Here is a 15,731-nt window from a genome sequence, read left to right as displayed (position 1 = left end):
AATATCTCATCGAGTTAACGAGTGCTAGATATATAAATAGTAACATATCGCGCTAAATTACGACAAATTTCTTAGGTATTTATTACCACGATTACATAGGATTATATACCTATAAAATAAAAATACCCGCAGCAAGCTGCGGGTAAGGCTGTTAATAAAGGTACATGGAAAGCTCAGAGCTCCCTAGAGGTTTTGATTCCAATTGAAAGGAGCATGGGGATATTACTTCTTCGAGTCAAGAACAAACATGGATGCATCTTGTCCCATGAAGATGTTGCGTCCCGTGTAAAAGGTTTTGGACACAATATCCCTATACCCGATCTTGGTCATCATGTCAGCCAGCTTCTCTTGATCAAAACCGTTATGAACCAGGTCTGAGGTGATATTTTCATTTTTATCAAAGTCTACAATCAGTAGATGTCCTCCTTCATTCAACACATGAAACAACCTTGATAAAATGTGTTCCACATCTTGAATGTGTAGGAGAACCTGAGCCATAAAAATGTAGTCAGCATGTAAATCAGATAAACTTTCCTTTTCTAAATCAAAGCATAACGTATGTGCATTCTGAATATGGAGGTCCGCAATTTTTTGGTTGATTTGATCAATCATGTTCGGTGAGGTATCCAGAAACAGCACAGACAGAAAATCATGGATCAAATCCAATCCGACAAGACCCGTTCCACACCCGAAATCAATGGCATTCTTATTGCCAGAATCCAATAAATAACCACGAATGGCCTCGGAGGATACCTTTGCGATCTGAATTCTTTCCGGAGTGTCATACACGTTAGCTATCATTTCAAACTTATCCGTATTTCCCAATCGTATCTCTCCTGTCTGACTGCATTAGAGGGCTCTTGTATTAAATATTTATTGACATATAGTTTTTTCCTTCAACAAAGCCAAATTTCTCGTACATCGGTTTAGCCATATCAGACGAATGTAAAAGGATTTTTCTAACTCCTAGTGTTGCCAGTTCTTCCTTCGCTTCACTAACAAGTTTGGATACGATACCTTGACGGCGGTAGTTGGGGATTGTATACACATTAGTCATGTATGCTACCAATCCAGTAGGATTGTCAAATCGAGGTGCAAATCGACATATGCAAAAACATACTGTTGATACAACTACTCCGTCATCGTCAGCAACCCATACAACGAGTGATTTGTCCGATAATGAGGTTTCAAAGTAGTTGCTAAATGTTTCATCCATACTACTGTTGTCCTCACTAGACAGCAATATCTTACGAAATGTTATTAACTGTGGTATATCGGTTACAATAGCTTTTCGAAATAGCACGATGAACCTCCTTCCTGTTCTTTCATGTGTGTTCCCTCAGTCTAGGGTATCAAGTCCCCATAATACTATCTGAAGTGATATTCCAACATGTTCAACAATCATCTCGATTTCCCTCTAAGTTACCGCTACTCCCCTCTCAGCAGATCGATCCGAAAGCCCTACAGGCCGCAAGAATCCCCTAAAAAACGTAATGACTGGAGCCTGCTGGGGCATAGACTTCAGTATAAGAGCGAGACGAAGTCGACACAGTCGGCAAGGAGGGGATTACATGCAGTCAAACGGTGCATTGTCACCTTGGGAAGAGCATTTATTCTGGGTGGAGATTTTGCAGGATCATGCCATTTTCGTTGACGAAGCGCTGGCACCGGAAGAAGAACGGTGGATTGGTGCGGCTAGGCGTTACGCAGAGGCGTTCACCGAGCTGCGGAACCGGATACTACAGACGAATCCTGCGCTTCCTGTCTCGGATGAAACGATGATTCAACTATCCAAAGATATCTATCCGGTGGCCTACGGCTATTATCAGTTTGAAGCACATTTGCAGCATCTTCGCATTCAGAATCAAGTCGTCATGAGCCTGACACCTGCCTATTTTAATGGGACCCTGCTGGAAAACGGGGAATATTTGCGGATTCTTGCCTTCTGGATGAACGGTCATCCTTATGAGCCGCTGCCGCTTGTAGATTTGATGGATATGTGGCTGGAGGATCAGCTCGGTCATGCTGTCCTGCTTGGCGATCATCTGGATCCGTCGGAAATTGAGCTATTCACTGCGACTAGACGATTTACGGAACAATTCGGAACCCATATCGTGAAAAATACATCCATCCGAGGATTTCTGCGGTCAACTCCACCTAACTTCCCCGTCCAGCAAAAATTTGCCCGTCAAGTCGCTGAGTCTGTCATCGCCTTTTATCATTTCGTGGAGACGGTCATCCAGCAATATAAAAACACCGAGCTGCTCAGCCGCCTGACGCTCAGATTTCTCGAGCATCACCTGCCCGAGACCTGTTATTTTCTCAGCAAGTTGGCAGGATATAACGTGGAGATCGCAGCTTTGCCGAATTGCCCGCTGACGAAGCCGTCCTTTCCGTAATTAGCCTGCAAACAGGGGAGGATCAAGACTGAAAGTCTTAGATCATCAATTGCATCATCGATTCTCCCTCAATGTTGAGATTAATATGAAAAAACCACCCTAAAAGTGGTTTTGTTGCATTAATGATGTTGGTTGTCCTTATTATATTTTAGATCTTTAAGTAATGCTTCAATGTTTTGAAGACTTCGAGTGCTCTTTCGGGAGTTAACCACAAGATAAATAATTGAAACGACTAGTAACAACAATACTACAACATATAATACCGGCATAACTAGAGCCCATATTGGAATTTGCATACCTTTTATTTCACCACCCTTCTTTTTATAAAAATATTTCACTTTCCAATTATATACATTTCCGTTTGAATATTCGATTATAAAAAACCATTTCGCCTACATATCCATCTCCTGACCTTCTCATTTCCCTTGATCAACGTACAGGGGAGGACCTATTCGGTCCTCCCCTGTTTATGCTACCTCTTGCCTTCCCATTCATCGTAGAACTGCTCCAGGAACTGCTCCATGAAGCGGTGCCGCTCCTCCGCCAGCTTGCGCGCGTAGGGCGTGTTCATCCGCTCCTTCAGCTTGAGCAGCTTCTCATAGAAGTGATTAATCGCCGTGTCGTTGCCGCTGCGATACTCCTCTTCCGTCATCTGCTCCCGCACGATGACGGAGGGATCGTGAATCGGGCGGCCCTTCCAGCCCGAATAAGCGAATACGCGCGAGATACCCGTCGCGCCAATCGCATCCAGCCGGTCGGCATCCTGCACGACCCGGCCTTCCAGCGTGCGCATCGGCGGACGCGCGCCGCCCTTGAACGACATCGTGCTGATAATCTCCAGCACGTGCTCAGTAGCGGACGCAGGCGCTCCGCTAGCGTCCAGCCACTGGCGCAGCTCCCGCTCCGCGGCGGCGGGATCTGCGCTCAGCTTGTCGTCGGCGACATCGTGCAGCAGCGCCGCCAGCTCACAAACAAAGCCGTCGGCTCCCTCCTCGGCGGCAATCCGCCGCGTCGTCTGCACGACGCGGTAGATATGCCACCAGTCATGTCCACTGCTGTCTTTTTCCAGCTTGGCTTTTACATAAGCTTCAGCTGCTTGGAGTACTTCATGATTTTCCATACGGCCCCTCCTTCTTCTAAATTACCGTTTAATTCTCGTAACCATGACTTATTTAATTCTCACTTCGCAATCGCTCGGTTCCTTCATGCTGCTATCCTACATTTCTGAAGCAATCTATTCCAACGTTCTTCGGCTGGCTCCCATAATGCTTTAGCACCTCAGCAGCTCTACCCGTCCAGCCTCCTTCCAAGTTCCTATCACTCGGAAACACCAGCTTTACCTTTACGAAGGCTTCCTCGGCAAAATCCCATGATACAGCGTATTCACACACAGATGAATCATTTTTTCAGCCTCATTCGGCCCCTTGATGGATCTTTGCAGCATGTTCTCGATCAGCAGGGTAGACACGCCGTGCATCATCGACCATATGACCAGCGCCAGAGGAAGCGTTTCGGTTTGTACAACCTCTTCGGTTTCTTGTCCCTGCTCGATCATATCCACGAGAGGCCCAAAAAGCTCAAGAATGGATTCATACAGGGTGGGGTATTCGCGAATTTCAATGGTGAGTCCACTGAACATTTCACGCATTAGCTGCGGATGGTTCATGGCAAAATCCACATATTCAGTAGCAAAAGCGTGCAGCTTGTCCATAAAATGATCCGGCATCGGCTCCAATCTCTCCCGAATCCGCCTGCTCATGCCCCGGTACCCCTCTTCGGCAATCGCGGCTAGCAGTGCTTTCTTATCGGCAAAATGTCGGTAGGGCGCCGTATGGCTAACCCCGGCCTTCCTCGCCACCTTCCGCAAATCGAGAGACGATGCCCCTCCTTCGACGATGAGCTCGTAACCTGCGCGGATTAAGGTACGTCGTAAATCTCCGTGATGATACTGCTTTTTTTGCTCGGTGTCCTCGCTTGACATCCTGCAATTCCTCCTTTCTCAGAGCATAGAAAATAATCCTATGTTGACACAGTAAACATGGCAGTCATATAATATGTTTACCTTGTCAACATATCCTCTGTTGCTTGTACATTCAGGTTAGCATAAAAGCATCATTAGCGTAAAACTATCCGGATAGCGTCGCAGCAGGGGCACAGGCATCTTTTGATACTTATGGAGGGTGATTGTCACGTCAGAATCAAGTTCAGCTTCCCTCAAGCCTCCTGCAGCTGATGAATCCATCAACTGGGTCGCCTTGACGGCCATTATTCTCGGCACATTCGTTTCCGTGCTTAACAACAGTTTGCTCAATGTCGCGCTTCCTAAACTGGTTAACGTATTCGGCTCCACTACGCAAGATATTCAGTGGGTGCTCACAGGCTACATGCTTGCTTCTGCCGTAGTCGTTCCTATGAGCGGTTATATGGCGGACCGGTTCGGCGCCAAGCGTATTTTCGTCCTTGCCCTAACTGGATTTACACTCGGGTCGCTGCTGTGCGGATTTGCGTGGAGCGCATCATCGCTTATTGCATTCCGTATCATTCAGGGAATCTTCGGCGGGTTTATCGGTCCGATCTGTATGACGATTGTATACTCCATCGTTCCCCGCAGCAAAATCGGGATGGCGCTCGGTCTATGGGGAGTAGCGGCAATGGCTGCACCTGCAATCGGTCCAACACTTAGCGGATACCTGATTCAGTACTTCACCTGGCGTCTACTGTTCTTCATTAGCGTACCGGTCGGAATTTTTGCCATCGTGGTATCTTTCTTGGTGCTTAAAGAGATGCCGATCAAAAGCAACTTAAAATTCGATTTGCCGGGCTGTATTCTCTCTGTCTTGTGCTTCGGTTCCTTGCTCTTGGCTCTGAGTAAAGGACAATCCGAAGGCTGGACTTCACTGTATATTATCAGCTTGCTGTACATCGCTTTCTTCAGCATGTGCCTGCTGATCTGGGTAGAGCTGGGAAAAGAACAGCCTTTGCTGGATTTTAGCTTTTTCAAAAATCCCACCTTCACACTTAGCTTGATCGCCGGCTCCTTGGTTATGGTGGGCCTGTATGGAGGGACGTTCCTGACTCCTCTATATTTGCAAAATGTTCAGGGGCAATCCCCGCTCCAAACCGGCATCATCATGCTGCCGCAGTCGCTGGCTATGGCACTTATGATGCCGATCAGCGGTCGGCTTTTTGATAAAATCGGCGTTGTTCCTCTGGCATTGACAGGCCTTGCTCTAATGAGCGTGACTACGTTCGAGCTTCATCTGCTCTCACAGTACACATCCAATCATTGGCTCGATGCTATCATGACGGTTCGCGGATTGGGTATCGGCATGTGTATGATGCCGCTCACTACGGTGGGAATGAATGCTGTCGCGAGGGAGCGCGTTGGTCGGGCCTCATCTCTCTCCAACGTAATCCGCCAGGTCGCAGGCTCTCTCTCCATCGCCGTATTGACGGCAATTATGACGAACCAGCAGACCTTGATCAATGCGGATATCTCCAGTAAGGTAACCGTTACTTCGGATGCGGTAAGCAGGTTCATGAGCACGATGACCGGTTATTTCATGGCGTCTGGTATGGATTCTACGTATTCGCAAGCCTCCGCTGTCACCGTGCTGGCAGGCATGATTGCCAAGGAGTCCCTGGTGCGTGCGATCGGCGAAACGTTCATGATTTCATCCATGCCGCTGTTCCTGTGTATTCCGATTGTGTTCTTCTTTATCAAAAGGAAGAAAAAGAGCGAGGCACCTGCTCCGGCGCCAGAAGCCCCGGCAGCTTCATCTGCCCCTGAACAGAATGTGGCACCAGAAAAAGCCAAGGTTCAAGTTCAAACCCAACCTAGCTTGCAGAACGCATAGAAAGTAGAAGAAGGCTGTCCTCTCCCTTGTTCATTGGGAAGGACAGCTTTCTTTGCGTTTGCCTTGAATCGGGCTTTGGCTTGCTTTGGCTTGCTTTGGCTTGCTGTGGCTTGCTTTGGCTTAACTTCGCTTCTCTTTACCCCGCCCGTCACTTCTTCTTGCGTTTCTTCCCTTCTGCGGGCTTCGTTTCCCGCCCCCAGGGTCTGTGTATTTCTGGACAATTTTCTTGAAATTCTTGCCGTATTTGTCTTCCAGCTTGGGGCCCATGTCTGCCATCAGCTCGTGGATGACGACATCGTGAAAGAAGTTGTTCAGCAGCAGCTCAACCATAGGCGGGTGCTCGGTCAGCATGGCCTTCGTCGGTTCGCTTCCGCCCCACGTGCCGATGATTGCCAGCTTGCGATCGATCAGCAGCGTGAATTTGCGACCGCTGCGCTCCTGCCATTCCTCATCTCTACCGTGTGGGAACTGCGTAACACCTTCGGCCAGCTCAACCTCGCCGATTGTGGAAACCAAGACACGTACGCCACGTGCTTGCGCCTCGCTGATTTCTTCCTTCAGCAGCTCCGCTTCCTCCGACCACAGGTCGAGCAGTGCCTCCTCCTTCGCTTGCTTCAGCTCCGTGCGGATGCGGCTTGCGACCTTCGCGTCGCCATCCAAGCTGAAGTACTCGGAGCGCTGCGCATCCTGCTTCGGCATATGCGCCTGCACATAGCGGATCGACGCCTGCAGCTCCGCATGAATCTTGTCGCCGATCTCCTCGATCGGCAGGCTTTGGTAATGCGTAGGCTCACCGTGGCTAGTGAGCACCACGCCCTTCTCCGCGAGCTTTTGCAGCGCGGAGTACACATTAGAGCGCGAAACGCCAAGCCGTTTGGCGATTTCGTAGCCGGTCTGCGTGCCGCCTTCGGCAAGCACGTACAGGCATTTGGCTTCAAGCTCCGTGAAGCCGATATTCTTCAGATGCTGCAGTGTTTCTTCCATCCCAGTTTCCCCCTTCAGCTTGGTTAGATTTCCGGCGCCATGCCCAGAACGCCCGTTTCATAAGCCTGATAGGCGTTTTGAATACCATAAATGACATCTTTAATCCGATAGTAGCCTTCACTGTAAGCTTTAGAGTCCTTCAATTCCTCCCACATGCAGTGATACGCCATTGGATCGGACGTTTCGCACACAACAAAATCCGTACATTTGCCGCTGAACGCATCCGCATCAAAGTAGCGAACATGCACAGTAGAGTCATACTTACCGATAATCGCATACAGCTCAGCCGCATAGTCTCGCCTGCTCTCCCTCGGCATGGCCAGCCAACTATGATGTACCTCTAATAAAACAACGAAGCAATGGTTCATTACATCCACCCCCGCGTGTAGTAGTTCTTATAAAGACTACTTTAATGCATACTTCCAAATTTTTCAACCAAAAATTAGTGAGAACAATTTTCAATCATATATTGACATTGATAATCATTATCAATTATGATGAGTTTGAAATGAACGCAAGGTGTGAAACCTAGACATTTGCATGTGAATTAAATTACGCACGCTTATTGATTCTCTCATCTTGTTTCTGCAGCATGTTGCTGCGCCACAGCCACATAAACCATATAAGTATCATCTGCCTCTTCTTTCAAGCTGTCCTTTAAATTAGCCAAACGGAGGGAATCTTATGTCGAGTATCCTTATTGTATTTGCAAGCATGACAGGAAATACCGAAGAAATCGCTGACGCCATTGCCGAAGGAATCCAAGAGGCCGGGATACAACCGGTGATTAAGAATGTGATGGACGCCAGCGGCAGCGATTTAACGCAGTATGACGGCATCCTGCTTGGAGCTTATACGTGGGGTGACGGTGATCTACCAGATGAATTTCTAGATTTCTATGACGAGTTGGATGAACTGGACTTAAGCGGCCGCAAATGCGCAGTATTCGGGTCAGCCGATTCCTCCTACACTCACTTCGGTAAAGCTGTCGATACGTTGGAGGATAAGCTTGTCGAGCTAGGCGCCCAAAAGGTACTGAGCGGGATGAAGATTGAACTAAACCCATCCACCGATGACATAGCTATGTGCAAGGAATTCGGTAAAAAATTCGTTGCTGCGCTTGGCTAGTAGAATGATGCAAATGGTAACGAATGCTAAACGTAGGTTGCCGGGCGGGCTTTTGAACATGCTACTGTCTGAAGATCTCCTTACAGAGGACAGCACCACATATAGTTTGTGATAAGAGTTTGCTATGATCAAAAAGGGACCGGTTCCGCCTCAACAGGCTTCGCCGCTCCCTTTAGTTCCCCAAGTCTACACCTGATTTCCTGCATTTCCTGCATTTCCTGCATTTCCTGCTTGTCCTTCCCCCCTTCCATCTCCTTTCTTCACATCCGCTTTTCCCCGATCATCTTCATCCCGTCAAAGCGATATCACTTCCGTATTCATCCCTACAGCGTCTCCACTTCCACAATCTCAACGTGCTCCATCAATTTCAGCTCATCATATACTTCAGAAGCATATTTTCTGTCAATAAAAACGATGCAGTTCAGCTCCTGCTGTTCCCTGCTTAACTCCTTGATATGTACACTCTTCATCTTGTAGCCGCTAGCAATAATTTGCTTGATAATCTGTGTCAAGTTCCCCTGGCTGGACACCACAAGCCTGACTCTCAAATCCTTCAGGATCAGCGGCTTCGGGCCTATCCGTTTAATAAAGAACGGCAGAACCACAACGCTGAGCATGATAAGCACCAGCCCGAAAAAGGCTTCGCCGATAAACCCGGCCCCTACAGCAATACCCAGACCGCTTGTGCCCCAGATCATCGCCGCCGTCGTGAGGCCGACAATGACATCGTTGTGCTTACGTAGAATGGCGCCCGCTCCCAGGAAGCCGATTCCGCTCACAATTTGGGCGGCAAGTCGCATCGGGTCCATGACATGCAAGCCTGCGACAGCGTACTTGTTGGCAGATTCAATAGATACAATCGTAAGCAGACAGCTGCTCATGCAGATAACGAGAGTCGTTTTGAGTCCCAAAGGCTTGTTACGAACTTCTCTCTCCAAACCGATAATAAGTCCAAAAATCGCCGAAATCCCTAGCTTTATCAAGATATGATAATCCACACTGATCATCATACGAACATTCCCCCTTCTGGCTGCCAGTAAGTACATTTACAATATCTTAACAAACAAGTTTTGTAAAATGAAAAAAAAGTGCTTGAGATTCGCTCCCAAACACTTCAAATTCCTATATACGAAAGCGGTATCCCGCTCCCCAAATCGTCTCAATATATTGCGGATTGGAGGGATCCAGCTCCATCTTCTCCCTAATTTTGCGAATATGAACCGTCACGGTTGCTATCTCGCCCATGGAGTCCATGCCCCATAGTTGGTCAAATAGATGATCCTTGCTGAATACCCGGTTCGGATTCATCGCCAGAAAAGCCAGCAAGTCGAATTCTTTGGTCGTAAATATGACTTCCTTCTCGTTCACGAACACTCTTCTCGCTGTTTTGTCGATCAGGAGCCCTCTAATGCGGATCTCATCGTTCTTCGATTCCTTCCGCCCCATCAGCCTTTCGTATCTGGCCATATGGGCTTTGACTCTCGCTACCAGCTCGCCGGGACTGAATGGCTTGATGATATAGTCATCGGCGCCGAGACCCAGACCGCGGATTTTATCAATATCTTCCTTCTTGGCAGAGACCATCAAGATCGGAATATCTTTCTCGGAGCGGATCCTTCGGCAGATTTCGAAGCCGTCCACCTTAGGGAGCATGACATCCAGGATGATCAGGTCGTAGTCGGTGTCCAAAGCACGCTGCAGCCCCTTGTCCCCGCTGATCTCGATATCCGCTTCGAAGCCGCTAATCTCCAAATAGTCCCGCTCCAGCTCCGCAATGCTCAGTTCGTCTTCAATAATCAGAATACGGCTCATGCCTGACTCCTCTCTTCACGCCTGCTGATCGGCAGGGCGATGTATACGGTCGTGCCAATGCCGACATGGCTCGATGCCCAGATCATGCCTCCGTGCTCTTCGATAATTTGCTTGGCAATCGCGAGCCCGAGCCCGCTGCCGCCGGTAGAAGAATTACGGGACGGATCGGCCCGATAGAACCGTTCAAAAATATGCGGCAGCGCCTCCTCCGGAATGCCCTGTCCGTTGTCTTCTATTTGAATGACGGCTTTCCCGTCGATATCTTTCATTCCCATACGGATAACGCTGTCCGCTTCGCCGCTGTATTTGACGGCATTTTCTATAACATTCAGCAGCACCCGCTTCAGCTTTTCCCGATCCGCCGTGATATAGCAGCTTGATGCAGGCAGCTCCTGCAGAACGAACCGAATGCCCTTTTTCTCCATATCGACTTGCAGCTCCTGAGCGCAATCCTGCACGTAGCGGCCAGCATCCACTTCCTCAAATTGAAAAGGAACCTTGCCCAAATCGAGCTTGGAGAACAAAAATAATTCATCGATCAATCGGTCCATGTCACTTGCTTTATTATAGATTGTCTTCAGATATCGGTCGAGCTTGTCGGGCGAATTCGTCACGCCGTCCATGATGCCTTCCACATACCCTTTGATGGCTGTTACCGGTGTCTTGAGGTCATGGGAAATATTCGAGATTAGTTCCTTCCGGTTCTCCTCATACTGCAGCTGCATCTCTACCGATTGCTTGAGGCGCCTTCTCATTTCTTCAAAGGCGATGCTCAGCTGACCTAGTTCATCATCCGAATGCGCCGTAACCTCGAAATCGAGATTGCCTTCCTTGATGTGAACCGCCGCCTGCTTAAGCGCCTTCAAAGGCCGAATAATGCTTCGCGATACCAAATACGTCAACACCCCGTTAGTCACAACGAGAATGCCGATAAAGACAAAAATCAGCGCACTGGAGGAGCGATGCAAATATTTTTGCAGCAAGCTGCCATCCAGAAAGATAAATACAGAGCCTTTGCTCTTATCTGAAAAGAGAAAATCCTGCTGCCTTGTAATCCACAGCGAGTTTTGATTATGCTGAAAACCTCCCGACGAGGAGCCAAATCCTGGAAGTCTGGCAGCATCCGTCTTCTCCCCCTCTTTTAAATTAGGAGACAGGTAGGTGAGCTCTTTTTCCCTGCGAATGATGAGCCCCATGTTAATTTTGTGCAATCTCGTGTCCAAGCCTTGAATGTAGGCTGCATCCAGAAGCTGATCCGGCTGGTTCTCTGTCTTGGCCTTGATATCCGCAAAGATATCGGCTTCTTCAGTAACCACGCGTTTAATCGGATTGCCCTGGCTGAAATCCACGTCAAAGAGGTTCTTAATACTGCCGAGAGTGGAAATGACGATCAAGATCACGGCCAGTCCTGAGAGCACAAGCGGTACAAGCAGCATGGCTACATAGGATAGCACCAGCCGTAAGCGAATCGACATCTGAATCAGAGCTCCTTTTTATCAAAGAAATAGTATCCCGCTGTAAAAAACAATATACTACATGCTGCCAAAAACATAAATACACCGCCGATATGACTACCCGAGAGCGTTGAGCCGATCCAGAGCATGTGCCAGTCCGTGTATGCCGTAGGCGAGTACTTGCCAATTTGCGGAACAAAGAACGCGGCGACCTTCAGTACCAGATACACAAGCAGACTTGCGGTCAACGCACCGCTGCTGCTGGAGAATAATTGAGCCAGACATACGGCAGCAATGCTCAGAGTCACTAATGGCAGGAAGGCAGCTGCATAAGCCATACATACGTCAAGCAGTGATCCGAAGCCGCCCATCCCATCGAGCCATAAGGCCGAAAGCAGAGAAGCTGCAAACCCTGCAGCAAGGAAAGCGGCAAGCGACAGCGCGAGTGCAGCCTGCTTCGATGCGAATACTTTGAATCTTGTGATCGGTCGGGTTAGCGTCAATTTCATCGTTCTATCGCCTATTTCGCCGGAGAATAAATCGGCTGCCCCCATAAAGGCGAAGAGCGGGAAGAAGATACTCGTAAACAAGCCCAGCATAATAATTGGAAAATCCTGCGAAGCAATAGCTCCAATGCCGATGCCGCTCTGGAATCTGGCAAGCAGAATCGCTGCGACTGCAGGCAAAAGCAGGGTAGCCACAAGGAAGAAGAGTGTCTTCTTTTTCAACACAATCTTCATCGTCTCCTGATAAACCCCAGCTGTAAGACTATGCATGAAGAGTCACCTTCCTGTCTTCCTGAATGTGATGCATATAGACGGCCTCCAGCGACTCCCACTGTTCCAATAGGTAGGGTACGGAAGCTTCGCACAAGAGCCGGCCCTGATGGATAATGCCGATGCGGTTGCACATCAGCTCCATCTCATGAATCAGATGACTGGAGATCAGGAACGTGATCCGCTGCTCCCTTGCTAGCCGCATCATGATGTCGCGCATCTGAACCATGCCTTCGATATCGAGTCCATTCGTCGGCTCATCGAGTATCATCAGCTCGGGACCCGACAACAAGGCTGCCGCCAAGCCCAGACGCTGCTTCATGCCGAGTGAGTATCCAGCTGCTTTCTCATGCTGAAACGGCGTCAACCCTACAATTTCCAGCACTTCATCGATGCGCCCCGAGGTGACATGCGGATAAAATTTGGCCGCCAGCTCCAGGTTCTTTCGTCCGCTCATGTACGAATAGACCTCGGCCGTCTCGATCAGCACGCCAACCTTCGACATCGCCTGCTCGTACTGCTCCGCCACATCATAGCCTAGCAGCTTGACCGTTCCCCGCTGGGCGCGGCTCAGTCCTGCCATGATTTTCATGACCGTCGTCTTGCCTGCTCCATTCGGGCCGAAGAAGCCGTATATGTCACCCTGACGGACTGTCATTGTGACATCCTGAATACCGCGGTTGTTCTTATACATTTTAGTTAATCCTTCTATTTCTACGACCGGTTTCATCATAGACCTCCTGACTTTTTGAGAATGAACCGGAGATCAACACAGCCTCTTGATCCCCGATTCCATGCCTTAGCTATTCTTTATTCCCAAATCTTCTTTCCCCGACCTTGACATGCTCGACTTGTTTGCCGTCAAGATCCACTTGATCTGGCTGTGTGCTGCTAATGCCTGACAAAGTCATATCCATGCTCACAACAACGTTGTGGTTCACACCTGCTTCATCCACGCCGGATATATGAATCTGCGCCGATTGATTGGTAATGTGATTATCCGCATCTACCGTAGCATTCATCTCTACCGTGTCCATCTTCACATCTTCGCTTAGCTTAGGAAGACGATCCTTCAGCATCGCTGGATTCATTCCCCACGGGTTCGACGACTCAGAAGGAGGAAGCGCTCGCCCGCCTGCAAGCGCATCGTTATGATGCTTGATCATCAGAGAGCCTATTGCATTCACAACAGGTGGAATTTGACTGCCAGTAAGTTCAAAGTGAATATCCTTGCCTCCTCCAGCCGCATCATTCATCGTGACGTAATTCTTCAGATTTCCGACTAACGCATCGACAACATTCTCTACCTCTTTCACAACCTCCGGATTAGGCTCATGCTTTCCGATGGCTCCATCATCGCTGCTGTGCTTGAATGGACCCCTTCCTTGCTCATGATCCAGGATTTTGTATACGTCGGAGTCTCCCGTTTTAACGATTTGCTGCCCGTCTTGGTTATAAAATTCCAACTCCTGCTGCTCCGTTCCATCGCTCACGTTAATCTTTGCGCTGGCTGCACTTTGCTCCCGGTCATATTTGATTGTCGTATTCACATCCAGCAGTTCTACGCCGTTATCCTGCATGGTCACATGGATCTGACGGGTTGCATTATCAATAGAAGCGGAATTTTTGAAAGCCGATTTGAACGCCTCATATCCCGGTGCATCGCCAACCCCTGCATAGACACTTGTAACTAGCATCATGCTGCCTACCGCCACACCTAGCCCCATCATTGCTAATTTCTTCATTCTTCGATTTCCTCCTTATTTCTGCGCCGAGCTCTGCCGACTTATGATTCGGAGCATCCCTGCTCTCTGTATATATCTTATCCCGCACTGCTTAACTCCCTCTAAAACAGTTCTAAAGCGGTCCTAAAACAATTCTTAATTTTTTCTTAAGTCTAAACAGCAAAAAAAGAGCGGGATCGCTCCCGCTCGTTTAGCTTCTACTTCACATATCGCAGATTAATATCCTTCTCTTTCTTCAGCAGATCGGACACTTCATCCCGCAGCTTGGATTCTTCCCGCACCTTCCACGTCGAATACAGCCTCGTTACCGTTTCTTCCCGAAGATCGTCGTACTTGTCCTTATGCTTCTTATGTGTTTTGGATACGGATCCTGAGATGAAGAAGGTAGACACAGCCAGCATAATAAAGAGGAGTGAGGCACGGCTCGAGCCAAAATAGCTGATCATATCAAAGATTTGGGCCTTGGAGTCCGGCTTGATCTTCAGCATCCAAAGAAAAAGAATCAGCACAATGCCTGCATTGACCAAGGATAAGGCCTGCAGCGTTTTTTTCCAGTTGTCCGCCTTTTCTTTGCGCTCTACCAGCTCTTTTAGCACTTTTTTTGTATCTTCTGAAACCGCTAGGTTGTCAATGCGATCGTAGATTGTTTCTTCCATATGGTTCACCTCTACTTGATGTGTATGCTTGTTCGCCTGGCAAATAGACCCTGCATAAGGCGCATATCCATATAGACGGAGAGCCATCAAGCTTGTTATATTTGACTGTGAAATTTCCATCTTAATCTGGGTTACAATAGGGGAATACGAAAAGGGAGGAATATGGATGACAATAGGATCCCAAAACGATATCGAGGGTCTGAAGGCGATTGGCAAAATCGTTGCCATGACGATTAATGAAATGAAACGTCACGCGCGTGTCGGAATGACAACTAAGGAACTGGATGATATCGGAGGAAGGTTTTTGAAGAGTCATGGTGCTGTTTCAGCACCTAAAACAACCTACAATTTCCCTGGCAACACCTGCATCAGCATTAACCATGAAGTTGCCCACGGAATACCGGGAAATCGAATGATCCAACCTGGCGATCTAGTCAACATTGATGTTTCGGCAGAGCTGGGAGGCTATTATGCCGATGCGGGGCATTCTTTTCTGATACCTCCGTACAATCCTACATTATTGCGTCTATGTGAATACACACACCATACGATGATGAAAGTCATCTCTTCCCTTAAACATGGGGTTAAATTGAACGAAATCGGAAGAATGATCGAAGTCGAGGCGACAAAAGGCGGCTACCATGTCATTAGTAATTTATGTAGTCACGGTATTGGGAAAGCCCTGCACGAAGAGCCCGAAGAGATCCTTCCTGTTTATAACAAGCACGATAAACGTGTATTAAAAGAGGGGATGGTCATTACCATTGAGCCTTTCTTATCTACCGGTGCAGAGTATGCCGCTGAGCAAGCGGATGGGTGGACTTTATGTGCGCCTGACAACAGTTATGCCGCGCAGCATGAGCATACGATCATCATTACAAAGAATCAGCCCATCATCGTGACTGTAGCATAGCTGTTCA

At 48.4% G+C, this 15,731-nt stretch carries 17 protein-coding genes; 4 read left to right on the top strand and 13 right to left on the bottom strand.

Annotated features, from left to right (window positions below; all coding sequences use genetic code 11):
• Positions 1-222: 222 nt before the first annotated feature.
• Positions 223-825 (bottom strand): class I SAM-dependent methyltransferase, encoded by a 603-nt coding sequence (locus L0M14_RS02870; protein ID WP_235120623.1) that lies wholly within the window; start codon positions 823-825, stop codon positions 223-225.
• A 40-nt stretch (positions 826-865) separates the two neighbouring features.
• Entirely contained in the window at positions 866-1,303 is a 438-nt protein-coding gene (locus tag L0M14_RS02865) for a GNAT family N-acetyltransferase (RefSeq protein ID WP_235120621.1), read from the bottom strand.
• 268 nt (positions 1,304-1,571) lie between these two features.
• Between L0M14_RS02865 and L0M14_RS02860 the strand changes: the two genes are divergently transcribed.
• Positions 1,572-2,399: a DUF2935 domain-containing protein gene (locus L0M14_RS02860; protein ID WP_235120620.1), complete on the top strand. Its 828-nt coding sequence runs from the start codon at positions 1,572-1,574 to the stop codon at positions 2,397-2,399.
• A 472-nt stretch (positions 2,400-2,871) separates the two neighbouring features.
• Here L0M14_RS02860 and L0M14_RS02855 read toward each other — a convergent pair whose 3' ends face one another.
• Both L0M14_RS02855 and L0M14_RS02850 read right to left on the bottom strand, forming a co-directional pair.
• On the bottom strand, positions 2,872-3,519 hold the full coding sequence (locus tag L0M14_RS02855; RefSeq protein ID WP_235120619.1) for an HD domain-containing protein: 648 nt from the start codon (positions 3,517-3,519) through the stop codon (positions 2,872-2,874).
• A gap of 222 nt (positions 3,520-3,741) precedes the next feature.
• Positions 3,742-4,380 carry a TetR/AcrR family transcriptional regulator gene (locus tag L0M14_RS02850; protein ID WP_235120617.1) on the bottom strand — a complete coding sequence of 213 codons (639 nt, stop codon included), beginning with the start codon at positions 4,378-4,380 and terminating at the stop codon, positions 3,742-3,744.
• Between the two features lie 199 nt (positions 4,381-4,579).
• Between L0M14_RS02850 and L0M14_RS02845 the strand changes: the two genes are divergently transcribed.
• Entirely contained in the window at positions 4,580-6,256 is a 1,677-nt protein-coding gene (locus tag L0M14_RS02845; protein ID WP_235120616.1) for a DHA2 family efflux MFS transporter permease subunit, read from the top strand.
• A 120-nt stretch (positions 6,257-6,376) separates the two neighbouring features.
• Here the strand turns inward: L0M14_RS02845 and L0M14_RS02840 are convergent, their stop codons facing one another.
• Together L0M14_RS02840 and L0M14_RS02835 are read right to left on the bottom strand one after the other, a co-directional pair.
• Entirely contained in the window at positions 6,377-7,240 is an 864-nt protein-coding gene (locus L0M14_RS02840; RefSeq protein WP_235120615.1) for a TrmB family transcriptional regulator, read from the bottom strand.
• A 23-nt stretch (positions 7,241-7,263) separates the two neighbouring features.
• A complete protein-coding gene (locus tag L0M14_RS02835; protein WP_235120613.1) occupies positions 7,264-7,608 on the bottom strand; it encodes a darcynin family protein in 345 nt (114 codons plus the stop codon).
• Positions 7,609-7,924: 316 nt separating this feature from the next.
• Between L0M14_RS02835 and L0M14_RS02830 the strand changes: the two genes are divergently transcribed.
• Positions 7,925-8,368, top strand: a complete 444-nt coding sequence (locus tag L0M14_RS02830) for a flavodoxin (RefSeq protein ID WP_235120611.1) — start codon at positions 7,925-7,927, stop codon at positions 8,366-8,368.
• 323 nt (positions 8,369-8,691) lie between these two features.
• Here the strand turns inward: L0M14_RS02830 and L0M14_RS02825 are convergent, their stop codons facing one another.
• The 7 genes from L0M14_RS02825 to L0M14_RS02795 form a co-directional block, all read right to left on the bottom strand.
• Positions 8,692-9,378 (bottom strand): MgtC/SapB family protein, encoded by a 687-nt coding sequence (locus tag L0M14_RS02825; protein WP_235120609.1) that lies wholly within the window; start codon positions 9,376-9,378, stop codon positions 8,692-8,694.
• Positions 9,379-9,490: 112 nt separating this feature from the next.
• Positions 9,491-10,180, bottom strand: a complete 690-nt coding sequence (locus L0M14_RS02820) for a response regulator transcription factor (RefSeq protein ID WP_235120606.1) — start codon at positions 10,178-10,180, stop codon at positions 9,491-9,493.
• On the bottom strand, positions 10,177-11,655 hold the full coding sequence (locus tag L0M14_RS02815; protein ID WP_235120604.1) for a sensor histidine kinase: 1,479 nt from the start codon (positions 11,653-11,655) through the stop codon (positions 10,177-10,179). The genes L0M14_RS02820 and L0M14_RS02815 overlap by 4 nt, the downstream gene beginning before the upstream one ends.
• A gap of 5 nt (positions 11,656-11,660) precedes the next feature.
• Positions 11,661-12,410, bottom strand: coding sequence for an ABC transporter permease (locus tag L0M14_RS02810; protein WP_235120602.1), 750 nt, complete (start codon positions 12,408-12,410; stop codon positions 11,661-11,663).
• Positions 12,403-13,140: an ABC transporter ATP-binding protein gene (locus L0M14_RS02805; RefSeq protein WP_235120600.1), complete on the bottom strand. Its 738-nt coding sequence runs from the start codon at positions 13,138-13,140 to the stop codon at positions 12,403-12,405. Before L0M14_RS02805 ends, L0M14_RS02810 begins: the two co-directional genes overlap by 8 nt.
• 73 nt (positions 13,141-13,213) lie before the next feature.
• Entirely contained in the window at positions 13,214-14,155 is a 942-nt protein-coding gene (locus L0M14_RS02800; protein ID WP_235120599.1) for a hypothetical protein, read from the bottom strand.
• Positions 14,156-14,352: 197 nt separating this feature from the next.
• On the bottom strand, positions 14,353-14,811 hold the full coding sequence (locus L0M14_RS02795; protein ID WP_235120597.1) for a DUF2663 family protein: 459 nt from the start codon (positions 14,809-14,811) through the stop codon (positions 14,353-14,355).
• A gap of 166 nt (positions 14,812-14,977) precedes the next feature.
• Here L0M14_RS02795 and map point away from each other — a divergent pair, with 166 nt between their 5' ends.
• Positions 14,978-15,724 (top strand): type I methionyl aminopeptidase, encoded by a 747-nt coding sequence (map, locus tag L0M14_RS02790; protein WP_235120590.1) that lies wholly within the window; start codon positions 14,978-14,980, stop codon positions 15,722-15,724.
• Positions 15,725-15,731: the final 7 nt, after the last annotated feature.

This window comes from Paenibacillus hexagrammi (genome assembly GCF_021513275.1).
Taxonomy (GTDB): domain Bacteria; phylum Bacillota; class Bacilli; order Paenibacillales; family NBRC-103111; genus Paenibacillus_E; species Paenibacillus_E hexagrammi.
This window is presented reverse-complemented; position numbering and strand designations above follow the sequence as displayed.

Excerpts from the sequence above, each read along its gene's own strand:
- L0M14_RS02860 (WP_235120620.1), top strand. The coding sequence starts at position 1,572 with ATGCAGTCAAACGGTGCATTGTCACCTTGGGAAGAGCATTTATTCTGG.
- L0M14_RS02855 (WP_235120619.1), bottom strand. The coding sequence starts at position 3,519 with ATGGAAAATCATGAAGTACTCCAAGCAGCTGAAGCTTATGTAAAAGCC.
- L0M14_RS02850 (WP_235120617.1), bottom strand. The coding sequence starts at position 4,380 with ATGTCAAGCGAGGACACCGAGCAAAAAAAGCAGTATCATCACGGAGAT.
- L0M14_RS02840 (WP_235120615.1), bottom strand. The coding sequence starts at position 7,240 with ATGGAAGAAACACTGCAGCATCTGAAGAATATCGGCTTCACGGAGCTT.
- L0M14_RS02835 (WP_235120613.1), bottom strand. The coding sequence starts at position 7,608 with ATGAACCATTGCTTCGTTGTTTTATTAGAGGTACATCATAGTTGGCTG.
- L0M14_RS02830 (WP_235120611.1), top strand. The coding sequence starts at position 7,925 with ATGTCGAGTATCCTTATTGTATTTGCAAGCATGACAGGAAATACCGAA.
- L0M14_RS02825 (WP_235120609.1), bottom strand. The coding sequence starts at position 9,378 with ATGATGATCAGTGTGGATTATCATATCTTGATAAAGCTAGGGATTTCG.
- L0M14_RS02820 (WP_235120606.1), bottom strand. The coding sequence starts at position 10,180 with ATGAGCCGTATTCTGATTATTGAAGACGAACTGAGCATTGCGGAGCTG.
- L0M14_RS02815 (WP_235120604.1), bottom strand. The coding sequence starts at position 11,655 with ATGTCGATTCGCTTACGGCTGGTGCTATCCTATGTAGCCATGCTGCTT.
- L0M14_RS02810 (WP_235120602.1), bottom strand. The coding sequence starts at position 12,410 with ATGCATAGTCTTACAGCTGGGGTTTATCAGGAGACGATGAAGATTGTG.
- L0M14_RS02805 (WP_235120600.1), bottom strand. The coding sequence starts at position 13,140 with ATGAAACCGGTCGTAGAAATAGAAGGATTAACTAAAATGTATAAGAAC.
- L0M14_RS02800 (WP_235120599.1), bottom strand. The coding sequence starts at position 14,155 with ATGAAGAAATTAGCAATGATGGGGCTAGGTGTGGCGGTAGGCAGCATG.
- L0M14_RS02795 (WP_235120597.1), bottom strand. The coding sequence starts at position 14,811 with ATGGAAGAAACAATCTACGATCGCATTGACAACCTAGCGGTTTCAGAA.
- map (WP_235120590.1), top strand. The coding sequence starts at position 14,978 with ATGACAATAGGATCCCAAAACGATATCGAGGGTCTGAAGGCGATTGGC.